The organism is Streptomyces sp. RK9 (assembly GCF_045070545.1).
Lineage (GTDB): Bacteria > Actinomycetota > Actinomycetes > Streptomycetales > Streptomycetaceae > Streptomyces > Streptomyces alboflavus.
Genome location: NZ_CP173704.1, coordinates 365,284 through 379,205, shown reverse-complemented (window position 1 = coordinate 379,205; position 13,922 = coordinate 365,284). Strand labels below are relative to the sequence as shown.

General features: G+C 72.4%; 10 protein-coding genes and 1 pseudogene. 10 read left to right on the top strand and 1 reads right to left on the bottom strand.

Annotated features, from left to right (window positions below; genetic code table 11):
* Positions 1–35 precede the first annotated feature (35 nt).
* The 10 genes and pseudogenes from AB6L24_RS21785 (at position 36) to AB6L24_RS21740 (ending at position 13,315) form a co-directional block, all read left to right on the top strand.
* Positions 36–1,301 (top strand): amidohydrolase family protein, encoded by a 1,266-nt coding sequence (locus AB6L24_RS21785; RefSeq protein ID WP_405657591.1) that lies wholly within the window; start codon positions 36–38, stop codon positions 1,299–1,301.
* A gap of 5 nt (positions 1,302–1,306) precedes the next feature.
* Positions 1,307–2,260 carry an LLM class F420-dependent oxidoreductase gene (locus AB6L24_RS21780; RefSeq protein WP_405663219.1) on the top strand — a complete coding sequence of 318 codons (954 nt, stop codon included), beginning with the start codon at positions 1,307–1,309 and terminating at the stop codon, positions 2,258–2,260.
* 9 nt (positions 2,261–2,269) lie between these two features.
* On the top strand, positions 2,270–3,058 hold the full coding sequence (locus AB6L24_RS21775; RefSeq protein ID WP_405657589.1) for an SDR family NAD(P)-dependent oxidoreductase: 789 nt from the start codon (positions 2,270–2,272) through the stop codon (positions 3,056–3,058).
* 112 nt (positions 3,059–3,170) lie between these two features.
* Positions 3,171–4,295, top strand: coding sequence for an LLM class flavin-dependent oxidoreductase (locus AB6L24_RS21770; RefSeq protein ID WP_405657587.1), 1,125 nt, complete (start codon positions 3,171–3,173; stop codon positions 4,293–4,295).
* A 105-nt stretch (positions 4,296–4,400) separates the two neighbouring features.
* The gene (locus tag AB6L24_RS21765) at positions 4,401–6,134 is read left to right on the top strand and encodes an amidohydrolase family protein (RefSeq protein WP_405657585.1); all 1,734 of its coding nucleotides are present in this window, start codon (positions 4,401–4,403) and stop codon (positions 6,132–6,134) included.
* 8 nt (positions 6,135–6,142) lie between these two features.
* The gene (locus tag AB6L24_RS21760; RefSeq protein ID WP_405657583.1) at positions 6,143–7,690 is read left to right on the top strand and encodes an aldehyde dehydrogenase family protein; all 1,548 of its coding nucleotides are present in this window, start codon (positions 6,143–6,145) and stop codon (positions 7,688–7,690) included.
* A gap of 195 nt (positions 7,691–7,885) precedes the next feature.
* The gene (locus tag AB6L24_RS21755; RefSeq protein WP_405657581.1) at positions 7,886–8,770 is read left to right on the top strand and encodes a DUF4132 domain-containing protein; all 885 of its coding nucleotides are present in this window, start codon (positions 7,886–7,888) and stop codon (positions 8,768–8,770) included.
* Positions 8,767–11,634, top strand: coding sequence for a hypothetical protein (locus AB6L24_RS21750; protein WP_405657579.1), 2,868 nt, complete (start codon positions 8,767–8,769; stop codon positions 11,632–11,634). Before AB6L24_RS21755 ends, AB6L24_RS21750 begins: the two co-directional genes overlap by 4 nt.
* A gap of 90 nt (positions 11,635–11,724) precedes the next feature.
* Positions 11,725–12,378 (top strand): annotated as a pseudogene (locus AB6L24_RS21745) (NADPH-dependent F420 reductase); the annotation flags it as partial.
* Between the two features lie 52 nt (positions 12,379–12,430).
* On the top strand, positions 12,431–13,315 hold the full coding sequence (locus AB6L24_RS21740; protein ID WP_380845886.1) for a hypothetical protein: 885 nt from the start codon (positions 12,431–12,433) through the stop codon (positions 13,313–13,315).
* A gap of 24 nt (positions 13,316–13,339) precedes the next feature.
* Here AB6L24_RS21740 and AB6L24_RS21735 read toward each other — a convergent pair whose 3' ends face one another.
* The gene (locus tag AB6L24_RS21735) at positions 13,340–13,891 is read right to left on the bottom strand and encodes a dihydrofolate reductase family protein (RefSeq protein WP_405657577.1); all 552 of its coding nucleotides are present in this window, start codon (positions 13,889–13,891) and stop codon (positions 13,340–13,342) included.
* Positions 13,892–13,922: the final 31 nt, after the last annotated feature.

The window sequence follows — 13,922 nt, the reverse complement described above, 5'->3', positions numbered from 1 at the left end:
TGACGGATCGTCAGATGCGCGCTACCGTGAGCCGTATGGAGACCATGGAGAGCACTCAGGAGGCCGCCCCCGCCGAGCCGCCGTTCCCGAGGATCATCTCGGTGGACGACCACACGGTGGAGCCGCCGCACGTCTGGCGGGACCGCCTCCCGGCGAAGTACCAGGACCGAGGGCCCCGCATCGTCCGCGCCCCGCTCAAGGAAATGACCTTTTTGGGCGGTAAGTTCGCCCCTGTGATGGGGGAGAAAGGGGATGATGGCCCCATAGGGGACTGGTGGGTGTACGAGGAGCTGCACCGCCCGCTGACCCGCCTCGACACCGCCGTCGGCTACGACCGCGACGAGATCAAGCTGGAAGTGATCACGTACGAGCAGATGCGGCGCGGCTCCTTCAGCGTCCCGGACCGGCTCGCCGACATGGACGTCAACCACGTCCAGTCCGCCCTGTGCTTCCCCACCTTCCCGCGCTTCTGCGGCCAGACGTTCACCGAGGCCCCCGACCGTGACCTGGGGCTTCTCGCGGTGCGGGCGTACAACGACTGGATGGTGGACGAGTGGTGCGGCCCCGCCGCACAAGGTCGGCTGATACCGCTCACCCTCATCCCCCTCTGGGACGCCGAGCTCGCGGCGGCGGAGGTGCGGCGCAACGCGGCGCGCGGGGTGCGGGCCGTCGCCTTCTCGGAAATCCCGCCACATCTCGGACTTCCCTCGATCCACACGGACTACTGGGACCCGTTCCTCGCCGCCTGTGACGAGACGGGCACGGTGGTGGCGATGCACATCGGGTCGTCCAGCAGGATGCCGTCGACCTCCGCCGATGCACCACCCGCCGTCGGCTCCACGATCACGTTCGCGAACTGCTGCTTCTCGATGGTCGACTGGCTGATGAGCGGCAAGTTCGAGCGTTTCCCCCACGTCCGCGTGATGTACGCCGAGGGGCAGATCGGCTGGATCCCCTACATCCTGGAGCGCGCCGACGTCGTCTGGGAGGAGAACCGGGGCTGGGGCGGCGTCGCCGACAAGGTGCACCGCCCGCCGTCCGAGCTCTTCGCCGACCACGTCTTCGGCTGCTTCTTCGACGACGCCTTCGGCCTGCGCAACCTCGACGCGATCGGCGTCGGCAACGTCCTGTACGAGACCGACTACCCGCACTCCGACTCCACGTGGCCCACATCCCGCCAGGTCGGCGAGGAGCAGATGGGACACCTGGCCCCGGACGTGGTCGAGCGGATCGTCCGCGGCAACGCCATCGACCTGCTCGGCCTGACGAAGGACGGCCTGTGGCCGGGACCGGGGGCCTGAGCGCCATGGCGGAGCACTTCCCGGCGGGGCGGCTCGCGTACGGGATGCAGCTTCCGGTGCAGTCCCAGAGCGCCCTGTTCGCCGAGCCGTGGGAGGCCGACGCGGGCCCCGCCGACCTGGTCGAGATCGCCCGCACGGCCGACCGCGCGGGCTTCGCCTACCTCGCTTCTTGCGACCACGTGGCGATCCCGCGGCGGCTCGCGGACGCGATGGGCACCATCTGGTACGACCCCGTGGCCACCCTCTCCTTCCTGGCCGGGGTCACCGAACGCGTCCGCCTGCTCAGCCATGTCGCGATCGTCGGCCTGCGCCACCCGCTGCTGAGCGCCAAGCAGTACGCGACCCTCGACCACCTCAGCGGCGGCCGCCTGATCCTCGGTGTCGGCGCCGGGCACGTGGCGGAGGAGTTCGACGTCCTCGGCGCCGACTTCGCGGGGCGCGGCCCGCTGCTCGACGAGTCCGTGGACGCGCTGCGGGCCGCGCTCGGTCCTGAGGAGTTCCCCGAGCACCACGGCGAGCGCTTCGCCTTCGAGGACCTCGGGCAGCGGCCCAGGCCCGCCCAGGAGCGGGTGCCGATCTGGGTCGGCGGCTCCTCGCCCGCCGCCGTCCGCAGGGCCGCGACCCGCGGCGACGGCTGGCTGCCGCAGGGCGACCCGCGCGACCGGCTGCCCGGCCAGATCGCCAAGCTGCGCCGGCTGCGGGCCGAGGCGGGTGTCGAGGCGCCCGTCACCATCGGGGCCATCACCGAGCCGCTGTACGTGGGCGAGCCCTCCTGGCCGGTGGGGCGGCGCACGCTCAGCGGGAAGCCCGACGCCCTCGCGGAGTCGCTGCGCGCGTACGGGGCGATGGGCGTGCACCAGATCCAGGTGCGCTTCCGCAGCCGCGGGCGCACCGAACTCACCGACCAGATCGCGGCGTTCGGCGCCGAGGTCGCGCCGCACCTGGACCCACCCACCTAGGAGGCCGGCATGGGCAAGCTGGACGGGCGCGTCGTCATCGTCACCGGCGGCGCGCGCGGGCAGGGGGAGCAGGAGGCGCGGCTGTTCGTCGCCGAGGGCGCGCGGGTGGTCGTCGGGGACGTCCTCGACGAGCAGGGCGAGGCCCTGGCGAAGGAGCTGGGGCACGACAGTGCCCGGTACGTCCACCTGGACGTGGGCGAGGAGGCGGACTGGGCGGCCGCCGTCACCGCCACCAAGGACGCCTTCGGCACGGTCGACGGTCTGGTCAACAACGCGGGCATCCTGCGCTTCAACGAGCTGGTGAAGACGCCCCTCGAGGAGTTCGAGCAGATCGTCCGGGTCAACCAGACCGGTGTCTTCCTCGGCATCAGGGCGACCGCGCCCGAGATCGCGGCGGCGGGCGGCGGCTCGATCGTGAACACCGCCTCGTACGCGGGGATGACGGGCATGGCGTACATCGGGGCGTACAGCGCGACCAAGCACGCGATCATCGGCCTCACCCGGGTCGCCGCCCTCGAACTGGCCAAGCGGCACATCCGCGTCAACGCGATCTGCCCCGGCGCCATCGACACCGCCATGAGCAATCCGGCGCAGCTCGACCCGGAGGCGGACGTGGCGAAGGCCTCGCGCGGCCTGGACGCGCTGTACCGCAAGCTCGTGCCGCTCGGCCGGGTGGGCAGGGCGGAGGAGGTGGCGCGGCTCGCGCTGTTCCTCACCGCGGCGGAGGACTCGGCGTACATCACCGGGCAGCCGTTCGTGATCGACGGCGGCTGGCTCGCCGGGGTCAGCGTGCTCTGACGGATCGTCAGGCACGGGCGGGTGCGGGTCTTGACGCTCCCAGGGCGCGGTGGAACAGTCGGACCAGCGAATCTGACGGTCTGTCAGAAACTCACGAGGACGGTGAACCGCCTTGGAATTCGGGCTCTTTGTACAGGGATACGTGGGCAAGCGCGCCGAGACCGACCCGCTCGCCGAGCACAAGGCGCTGATGGAGGAGACCGAGTACGTCATCGAGGCGGACAAGGCGGGCTTCAAGTACGCCTGGGCGTCCGAGCACCACTTCCTGGAGGAGTACTCGCACCTCTCCGCCAACGACGTCTTCCTCGGCTACCTCGCCCACGCCACGGAACGGATCCACCTCGGCTCGGGGATCTTCAACCCCCTGGCCCAGGTCAACCACCCGGTCAAGGTCGCCGAGAAGGTCGCCATGCTCGACCACCTCTCCGAAGGGCGCTTCGAGTTCGGCAGCGGGCGCGGCGCCGGGTCGCACGAGATCCTCGGCTTCCTGCCGGGCATCACCGACATGAACCACACCAAGGAGATCTGGGAGGAGACCATCGCGGAGTTCCCCAAGATGTGGCTCCAGGAGGAGTACGAGGGGTTCCAGGGCAAGCACTGGCAGCTGCCGCCGCGCAAGGTCTTCCCCAAGCCGTACGGCGCCTCGCACCCCGCCATGTGGTATGCGGCCGGGTCCCCGCCCTCGTACGCCATGGCCGCGAAGAAGGGGCTCGGCGTCCTCGGCTTCAGCGTGCAGAAGGTCTCCGACATGGAGTGGGTCCTCGAGCAGTACAAGACCGCCATCCGGGACGCCGAGCCCATCGGGGACTTCGTCAACGACAACGTCATGGTGACGTCCACGGCCATCTGCGCGGAGACGCACGAGAAGGCCGTCGAGATCGCCGTGCACGGCGGGCTCAACTACCTGCAGTCGCTGGTGTTCCGCTACCACGACACCTTCCCCCGGCCCGAGGGGATCCCCGAGTGGCCCGAGGTCCTTCCCGACTACACCGAGGAGATCATCGAGCTGCTCATCGCCGAGGAGCTGATGATCTGCGGGGATCCCGACGAGGTGACCCGGCAGTGCAAGCGGTGGGAGCAGGCCGGGGCCGATCAGCTGTCGTTCGGGCTGCCCATCGGGATCTCGCCCGAGGACACGAAGAACACGATCCGGCTGATCGGGGAGCACGTGATCCCCAAGATCGACACCGATCCCGTCCACCGGACCTCGCGGATGCGGCAGGGCGCCGCCGGGTGACCGCCGATCGCGCTGCGCGCTCGTCCTCGAACGCCGGACGGGCTGAGACTGCTCGCCCCGGACGTGGGGCGAGCTCAAAAGCCCTAGGGGAAGGGGTAGCTCGTCATGCTTGACCACCTCATCAAGGGGGTGACCCTCGTCGACGGGACGGGGGCCGCCGCCCGCGTCGCCGATGTGGGCATCCGGGACGGGCGCGTGGCCGTCGTCGCGCCCTCGGTCACGGAGGAGGCGCGTACGCAGGAGGAGGCCCACGGCCTGATCCTCGCGCCCGGGTTCGTCGATCCGCACACCCACTACGACGCGCAGCTCTTCTGGGACCCGTACGCGACGCCGTCCCTGAACCACGGCGTGACCACCGTCGCGGGCGGGAACTGCGGGTTCACGCTGGCGCCGCTGCACCCGGACCGGCCCGAGGACGCCGACTACACGCGGCGGATGATGTCCAAGGTCGAGGGGATGTCCCTGGTGGCCCTGGAGGAGGGCGCGCCCTGGTCGTGGCACTCCTTCGGGGAGTACCTGGACGCGCTGGAGGGGCGCATCGCCGTCAACGCGGGGTTCATGGTGGGGCACTGCGCGCTGCGGCGGTACGTCATGGGGGCGGACGCCGTCGGCGGGCAGCCGTCGGCCGCGCAACTGGAGCGGATGCTCGCCCTGTTCCACGAGGCGATGGACGCGGGCGCCTGGGGGCTCTCCACCACGCAGTCGTCCACGCACTCCGACGGGGACGGGCAGCCGGTGGCATCCCGGCACGCCGGGCCCGACGAACTGCTCGCCCTGTCGCGGGCCGTCGCCGAGCACGAGGGCACACAGCTGGAGGCGATCGTCGCCGGGTGCCTCGACCAGTTCGACGACGCCGAGATCGACCTGTTCGTGGAGATGAGCGCGGCGGCAGGGCGCCCCCTGAACTGGAACGTCCTCACCATCGACGCCGCCGTGCCCGAGCGCGTCCCGCGCCAGCTGATCCCCAGCGAGCGCGCCCGCAAGGCCGGCGGCCGCGTCGTCGCCCTCACCATGCCGATCCTCACGCCCATGAACATGTCCCTCGGCACGTTCTGCGCGCTCAACCTCATCCCCGGCTGGGGCGACGTCCTCGGCCTGCCCATACCGGAGCGCATCGCGAAGCTCCGCGACCCGGACGTCCGCGCGGAGATGCTGCGGCGCGCGGGCAGCAAGGAGGCCGGGGTCTTCCGCCGCCTCACGCACTTCGGGCGGTACGTCATCGGGGACACCTACTCCGCCGAGAACGAGGGCCTGACCGGGCGGGTGGTGCGGGACATCGCCGCCGAGCGGGGCCAGGAGCCCTTCGAGTGCATCGTCGAGATCTGCGCCAACGACCGGATGCGCACCGTCCTGTGGCCCATGCCGACCGACAACGACCCGGACTCCTGGGCCCTGCGCGCCGAGACCTGGGCCCACGAGGACGTCCTGCTCGGCGGCTCCGACGCGGGCGCCCACCTGGACCGCATGTGCGGCGCCCCGTACACCACGCGCTTCCTCGGGGACTGTCTGCGCGGCCGGAAGCTGGTCGGCCTGGAGCAGGCCGTGAAGATGCTCACCGACGACCCGGCGCGTCTTTTCGGCCTGCGCGAGCGCGGCCGGATCGCTGAGGGCTTCCACGCCGACCTCGTCCTCTTCGACCCCGAGCGGATCGACGCGGGCAAGGCCACCCTCGTGCACGACCTGCCCGGCGACAGCCCGCGCCTGGACTCCAAGGCGATCGGTGTGAACGCCGTGTGGGTCAACGGCGTCGAGGTGATCCGCGACGACGTGGTGACCGGGGCGGTGCCGGGGACGGTGCTGCGGTCCGGGCGCGACACCAGGACGGTGAGCACGAGGTGAGCGGGGGTGTGGGGGGTCCGGGGGGTCCGGGGGGTCCGACGGGTCCGGCCAGAGGCCCGCAGCGGCTCTTCGTCGGCGGGGAGTGGGTCGAGCCGGACGGCGGGCACCACGAGGTGATCGACCCGGCGACCGAGGACGTCGTCGGCCTCGCCCCCGAGGCGAGCCGCGCCCAGGTGTGGCAGGCCGCCGCGGCCGCCAGGGAGGCCTTCGGGACGTGGTCGCGTACGACACCGCAGGAACGCGCCGCCGTCCTGGACCGGACCGCCGACCTGCTGCAACGCGACTTCGCGAGCCACACCGAGCTGGCCCGCGCGGAGACCGGCGCGACCACGGCGACCGCGCGCGGCATGCAGGTCGCGGTGGCCGTGGCCCGCTTCCGGCGGTACGCGCGCGGCGCCCTCGAACCCGTCGAGACCGGCATCCCGCCCCAGATCAACGAGGCGGGCCCGCTCGGCCGCGCCGCGGCACTCGGCGCCGTCGCCGTGCGCCGCCCCGTCGGCGTCGTCACCTGCATCACCTCCTACAACAACCCCTGGGCGAACCCGGCGGGCAAGGTCGCCCCGGCCCTGGCCATGGGCAACACCGTCCTCGTCAAGCCCGCGCCCCAGGACCCGCTGTCCGTCTACCGGTTGGCGGCGGCCCTGGAGGAGGCGGGCGCCCCGCCCGGCGTCGTCAACGTCGTCTCCGGCACCTCCGTGGACGTGGGCGAGGCCGCCGTCGACTCGCCGGACGTCGACATGGTGAGCTTCACCGGCTCCACGGCCATCGGGCAGCGCATCGGCGAGGTGTGCGGGCGCGGCATGAAACGCCAGCTCATGGAGCTGGGCGGGAAGGGCGCCGCGATCGTCTTCGCGGACGCCGACCTGGACGCGGCGGCCGCGGGCATCGGCACGACCTTCTCGTTCTACAGCGGGCAGATCTGCACGGCGCCGACGCGGGTCCTCGTCCAACGGGAGGTGTACGAGCCGCTGGTGGAGCGGCTCGTCCGGTACGCGGGCCACCTGAAGGTGGGCGACCCGCGCGACCGGGACACGGTCGTCGGACCGCTCATCTCCGCCGCGCACCGCGAACGCGTCGAGTCCTACGTGGAGTTGGGGCGCAAGGAGGGCGCGCGGGTCGTGGTGGGAGGCGAGCGCCCCGGCCTCGGCAAGGGCTTCTACGTGGCCCCGGCGCTCCTGGTCGACTGCGCGCCCGAGATGCGGGTGGTCCGCGAGGAGATCTTCGGGCCCGTCGTCGTGGTCGTGCCCTTCGACGGCACGGGCGGGACGGCCGGGTCCGCCGGGTCCGCCGGGTCCGCCGGGTCCGCCGAAGACGCAGCCGTCGCCCTCGCCGACGACAGCGACTACGGCCTGATCGACTACGTCTGGTCGGCCGACACGGCCCGCGCCTTCCGTGTCGCGGCCCGGCTGCGGGCGGGCGGCGTCGGCGTGAACACCATCGGCCGCAACATGGAGGCTCCTTTCGGCGGCTTCAAGCGGAGCGGGGTGGGGCGCGACTGCGGGTCGTACGCCCTGCACGCGTACAGCGAGACGCAGGCGGTGGTGTGGGCGGGGTGAGGGTCCCTCGCGGGGGCGCGACCGTGGTGGGGTGGGCGCCCTCCGTGGGGTTCGTCCCCTGCGGGGCGCCCTCCACATCCCCTACGTGATATCTGCGTAGATCCCTTACAGGTCAACTCGCCAGTGTTGCCTGGAGAGTTGACCCGCACCGGGGCGGCCGGGGCATTGTCAGTGGGGGATGTCATAGTCGGCCGCATGACGACTCCACTCGCGTGGGTGCACGCGCATCAGGGCCATGAGCTGGCACTGGACGGGACGGACCTGAGATGCCGGAAGCCCGGCGGCAAGGTCCTGAGATCCGTGCCCGCCGCCGTGCGCGAAAGCTCTGTCGGCGAGCGCTTCGAGGCGCTGCGGGAGCAACTGCTCCGGCACGAGCGGGAGTGCCGGGCCGCCGTCGAGTCGTGGCTGCTCGGCGACGTACCGGTGCCCGGCCCGCTCCTCGCCCGCGTGTGGGACGACACCGGCTGGCGCGTCTGCCTGCGGCACCTGGTCGTGCGGGTCGAAGGGCGGCTCGGCCTGCTCGACGACGTGTCCGGGGACGGGCGGGCGAGCGTCCGGGAGGCGGACGGCGCGCTGTACGAGGCGGCGGCGGGGGCCGCCGTGACGCTCGTGCATCCGGTGCTGCTCGACGATCCGGACGGGTGGCGGCTGCTGCTGGCCGAGCACGGGGGTGCCCAGGGGGTCGAGCAGGTGGACCGGCGAGTGCATCGTCGGCGGGCCGGGCGGGGGCCCGAGGGTGTCGGGGTGGAGGTGTCCGGGGGCGCGTACGCGTACGCGGCGGTGCCCGGGGCCGCGCGGAGGCGGGCCGTGGAGCACGGGTTCGCGGTGCGGGGCGGGTTCGCGGTCCTGGGGGTGAGAGAGCGGGGTGCCGCGGTCGAGGTGCGGTGCTGGCTGGGGAGCGAGGAGGCCGGGGGGTCCGGCGCGTCCGGGGCCGGGGAGGCCGGGCGGCTGCTCTGGGTCGACGGGGCGGAACGGCCGCTGCCGGTCGGCGAGGTGGGGCCGGTGGCCTGGTCCGAGGGCCGACGGATGGCGGAACTGGTGTACGGCGAGATGGGCGCACGGGGGAACGAAGAGCGATGACGCGGGACATGCGGGACGTACAGAGGAACGACGGCGGCCCGGCCTCAGCCCTGGCGGCGGGCCTCGCCCCGCCCGGAACCCCCGGCGGCGAGGACGTCACCGCCCGGCGGTACGGCCACCCCTACCTGGGCGCACGCCCCGTGGTCCGGCTGACCGCGCGGCCCCTCGCCCCCATCGAGGACCGGCTCCTGGCCGACCTCGGCTACACCGCGCCCGACACCGGGGACCCCGTGGCGGCCGGACACCTCCCCGAACTGCGTTATCCCGCCTGGGCGTTGGTGCACGACCTCGCGCACGCCGAGGCCGCGCTGACGGCGGGCGTCGAGATGGCGCGCGCCGGACGCCTGGTCGGGCCGCGCCCCGGCCCCGCCCTCGACGACTTCCAGCGGATCGCGGCGACGCTGCCGCTCGACCACCTCCCCCTGTTCTGGGAGGAGGTCGGCCGGATGTTCGTCGCCGCCGGGCGGGACAAGCAGGGCGCGCTGATGTTCGGCAGGGCGCGGGCCGCCGACCGGCACGCCACGGCGGGCGTCGACCCGGCCGGGCGGCGCGCGGTGTTCCTGGAGTTCGCGCTGGCGGGGGCCCTCTCGGCCAAGGACATCAAGGCGTACGTGGCGGAGCTGGCCCAGGGGCCCGACCCGCTGGCGGCGTACCGCGAGCTGCGGGATCTTGCCGTGCGCAGGACCACGGGCGGGCTCCCGCCCTGGCCGGAGATGCTCAAGCAGCTCGGCAAGCTCGCCAAGTCGGCGGGCCTCGACGTCGCCACCGAACACCGCCTGGTCCTGGAGGACTTGGTGGACACACCCGCCCTGTGGCGGGCGGCGGACACCTTCTGGACGGCGCAGCGCAAGCTCCTCGTGCCCGCGGTCACCGCTTCGGCGGTGCTGCGGCAGCGGCTGCTGTGGCGGCTGGCCGACGTACCGCCGTCGGATCTGGACGCCTGGTGGTGCGGCCTGCTCGTGGAGACGGGGGCGCTGGACGGGCTGGGCGGCGGGGCGGGGGCCGGGGCCGCGGGGGAGGGCTCCGCGGAAGCCGGGGTCGCGGGCGCCGGTGCCGAGGGAGGCGGTGCCGCGGGGGAGTGGCTGTCCGCGCTGCTGTGCCGGTACGGCGATGCCTCGGCTCCGGCCGTGCCCGCGGAACTCCTGCGCCTGCCCGGCCTGTTGGCGGACCGGATCCCCGACGACGGGGCGCCGGTGCGGTTCGGTTCCGGGGCGCCCGGGGACTACTGCGGGATCGACGCCGTGGCGCTGGTGAGCTGCCTGGAGGCGGGGGTGCCGGTGGCGGACCCGGGGCCGGGGGCGGCGCTGCGGAACTGGGAGGGGTTCGACGACGCGGGGCTGCGGGCGCTGCTCGCGGACGAACGGTTCGGACCTGTCCTCGCCCGGTCCGTCCCGCAGGGCGCCTACGACCACGAGGAGTTCCGCGCGCTGTGGGGGAGGCAGGCCCTGCGGCCGGTCCTGCGGGAGATCGTCGACGGCAATGTCCTGCGGGTGCGGTCCGGTGGACTGACGGCCGCCGGCCACGCGCTGCGCTGGCTGGAGGACAACCTCCGGTCGGACATGCTGACCGACAGGCCCGACCTGGCCGCCCGTCTCACGGGGCTCGATCTGGTGACACCGCTGGCCCGCACGCTGCGCGCGGGCATCCTGGACGAGCTGGGCTGGGCCGCGCTGGACGAGGCCGCCGCCGAGATGAAGGGCGGCAGGTTCTGGTGCCGGGCGAGCTGGCCCGTCCTGACCGTCCACGACCGCGGCAAGGCCGTCGCGATCGACCCCGGCGGCCGGATCGCGGAACACCGCATGCGGGTGCCGAGCGAGGCCTCCCGCTTCGACCACACCCCCAGGGCGTACTTCTCCGACGGCCAGTTCCTCGTCCTGCACTACGTCAACGGCAGGCAGAGCCACTACTGGTCGGACGCGCCGGACGAACTGTTCGACGTGCGGCCGGGGCTCTGGGAGTCGCTCCACCACGAACCGGCGCGGCCCGGGTACACGTTCATGGCGCCGAGCGGACGCCGGTTCATGGGGCACCGGGTCCTCGACCCCCACGAGGAGCGGGTCGGGCCGAACGGCCACATGTTCCACGACGGCGGGGACTTCTGGTGGCTCACCGAGGACGCGGGCGAGCCGCAGGTGCGCCGCATCGACCTGACGACGGGCGACCTCGCCGCCCCCGGCGCGGCCCTGCCCGACTTCTTCGACCCGTCCCACCTCGGCGAGCACGAACGCTGGAACTTCACGTCCTCCTCCCTGGCGCCCCTGCCGTACGGCGTGAAGGAGTCACCGCTGGGCAGCGACGGCGTGCGGGTGGGCCTGCGGATCGCTCAGGACGAGGTGACCGGGCAGGTCCGCTATTACCGGGTCGACGGGGTCCACGGCGTGCTCGACGGATCCGGGAGCACCGCCGTCTGGGGGCTGCTCGACCTACCGGGGACCGACCGGCCGCTGGTGCTCAGCGGCGGCGTCGGCCGGTACGACCCGGTGGTCGCCCGCGACGCCAAGACCGGGGAGCCGTACTGGCACGCCGAGTTGAAGAACGACGGCTGGACCTCCACGGAGCCCGACGCGATGGCCGCGGGGACGCGGCTCATACCGCCGCCCGCGTTCTGGCACTTCCTCGCCCCGCGCGACCCCGCGGGATCGGCGGCCCTGCGACGGCTCACCGAGGACGCCGTACGCGACCTCCTCGCCGCCGCGGCCACCTCGGAGGAATCCCTTCGGACCGCCGTCGGCAAGCTGCTCCCCGATGTCGGGCACCCGTTGCTCGCCCGCGGCGTAGCGGGCTGCGTCCAGGCGGCCGCGGACCTGGCCGCCCGCGGGGAGCGACTCCTGACCCGGCTGAGTCGGCCGGCCCAGGGGGTCTGAAGCCGTACGGACCTTCCGCCCTAGTCCCGGGGACGGCCACCCCTTGGTCCCCCCGACCGATACGACCGCCGTCCTGCCCCAACTACCGTCCCCACCATGCGAATAGCACTGATCGGAACAGGCAACGTCGGCCGCGCCCTCGCCAAGGCCTGGGCCGCGGCCGGCCACGACGTCGTGCTCGGCTCCCGCGACCCCGTGGCCAAGGAGGACCTGGCCAAGGTGCTGGGCGTGCCGGTCGTCGGGCTCGCGGCGGCGGCGGAGCACGGGGAGGCCGTGGTGAACGTGACCCCCGGAACGGAGTCGGTGGCCACCCTCCGCGCCGTGGGCGCCGCGGCCCTCGCGGGCAAGCTCCTCATCGACATAGCCGTCGGCTTCACCGAGGAGCCGCACGGCATGGCCCTCTCCCACCCCGGGGTCTCCCTCGGCGAGGAGATCCAGGCGGCGTTCCCCGAGGCCCGGGTGGTCAAGACCTTCTCCACGATGGACGCCATCGTCATGACGGCCCCCGGCGACCTGACAGGCCCGTCCACCGTCTTCCTTTCGGGCAACGACCCCCAGGCCAAGAAGGCGACCGCCACCCTCCTCACCGACCTCGGCTGGCCCGAGTCTGCCCACATGGACCTGGGCGGCATCGAAACCGCCCGCGGCCAGGAGCACTTCGCGCTCCTCTTCATGGGCATCGCGGGAGCCCTCGGCTCATACGACTTCGGACTCCAAGTGGTGCCCCACCGCTCGAACGGATGATGCACCGCCATATTCCAGAGGCAGTTGCCGAACTCGCCCTAGCGTTCCGCACATGGTGAGTTCATCCCACGAAGCGATGCACCGCATCTTCCAGAAGGAGCCCGGCGTCTTCGGCCGCGCGTTCCGGGCACTCGACCTACCGTTCCCGGAACCGATCGCGGTGTCCCTGTTACCCAACGACCTGACCGAGACGGCTCCCCTTGAGCGGCGGGTGGACACGCTGCTGCGCTTCGACACGGAGAAGCAGGGGAGCTATCTCGTGGCCGTCGAGGCCCAGAGCCGAAAGGAGCCCACGAAGCCCGCCAGCTGGGCCTACTACACCTCGTACCTGCACGCGAAGTACCAGCTCCCGACCGTCCTGCTCGTCACCTGCCAAGAGAAGTCGACGGCGGTCTGGGCCGCGGGTCCCTTCAGCGTCGGCCCGGTCCACTGGCCCATGCTCACGATCCGCCCCCTCGTCCTCGGCCCGCACAACGTCCCGGTCATCACCGACGTACGGGCCGCCGCATCGGACATTCCGCTCGCCACCCTCTCCGCGATCACACATGGTAAGGACGCGAATGCCGGTGCCATACTGAGGTCACTGGCCGACGCCCTGAGGACCATCGACCGAGAAGACGCGGACATCTTCTCCGAACTGACCGAACAGGGCCTGGCCAACAGTCCGGCCCTCAAAATCTGGAGGGAACTGATGGCCGTCGACACTGCATTTTTCCGCTCGGAGAGGGCGATGAAGCTCCGCGCCGAGGGGCGTACGGAGGGTCGTGCGGAAGAGCGCGCGGAGGCCGTGCTGAGGGTCCTTCAACGGAGGGGCATCGAGGTGCCCGAGCATGTGCGGCAGCAGGTCGTCGGGTGCGACGACCTCGACACCCTCGGGGTCTGGTTCGACCGGTCGTTGACGGTGGCGGCCGCCGAGGAGTTGTTCGTCGAGGGGTGACCGACCTCGGCGCTCCGGGGTGGGTCACGCCACGCGATAGCGCAGCAGCGCCACCCCCGACGTGAAGGGGCGGGTCTCCACCAGGTGGAGGTTCGCCTTGTGGCGGTCGAAGAGGCGGGCGCCGTGGCCCAGGACGACGGGGTAGACGAAGAGGCGGAACTCGTCGACCAGGTCGGACTCGATGAGGGCGTGGGTCAGGCGGATGCTGCCCGTGGTGACGATGTCCTTGCCGGGCCGGGACTTGAGGGTGGTGATCTCCTCCTTCAAGTCGCCGGCGAGGATGGTGGTGTTGGCCCACCGGGGGTCTTGCAGGGTCGTCGAGACGACGTACTTCTGGACCTTGTTCAGGTAGTCCCTGACGCCGGTCGTGTCGGTCGTCTGCTGTGGCCAGTAGCCGCGCATGTCCTCGAAGGTGACCCGGCCGACCAGGAACGCGTCCGCCGCTGCCGCCTGCTGGTGCAGGGCCGCGTTGAGGTCCGACTGGTCCGTGTCGTCGTTCGCCGGGGCGAACCAGCCGTCCGTCGCGTCGATGACGCCGTCCAGCGTGATGTTCTGGGTGATGATCAAGTCGCGCATGGGGCCGCCTTCTCCCTGGGGCAGTGTCTGT

Coding starts and splice junctions, on each gene's coding strand:
- AB6L24_RS21750 (WP_405657579.1), top strand. CDS start 8,767: ATGACGCGGGACATGCGGGACGTACAGAGGAACGACGGCGGCCCGGCC.
- AB6L24_RS21780 (WP_405663219.1), top strand. CDS start 1,307: ATGGCGGAGCACTTCCCGGCGGGGCGGCTCGCGTACGGGATGCAGCTT.
- AB6L24_RS21775 (WP_405657589.1), top strand. CDS start 2,270: ATGGGCAAGCTGGACGGGCGCGTCGTCATCGTCACCGGCGGCGCGCGC.
- AB6L24_RS21755 (WP_405657581.1), top strand. CDS start 7,886: ATGACGACTCCACTCGCGTGGGTGCACGCGCATCAGGGCCATGAGCTG.
- AB6L24_RS21785 (WP_405657591.1), top strand. CDS start 36: ATGGAGACCATGGAGAGCACTCAGGAGGCCGCCCCCGCCGAGCCGCCG.
- AB6L24_RS21740 (WP_380845886.1), top strand. CDS start 12,431: ATGGTGAGTTCATCCCACGAAGCGATGCACCGCATCTTCCAGAAGGAG.
- AB6L24_RS21735 (WP_405657577.1), bottom strand. CDS start 13,891: ATGCGCGACTTGATCATCACCCAGAACATCACGCTGGACGGCGTCATC.
- AB6L24_RS21765 (WP_405657585.1), top strand. CDS start 4,401: ATGCTTGACCACCTCATCAAGGGGGTGACCCTCGTCGACGGGACGGGG.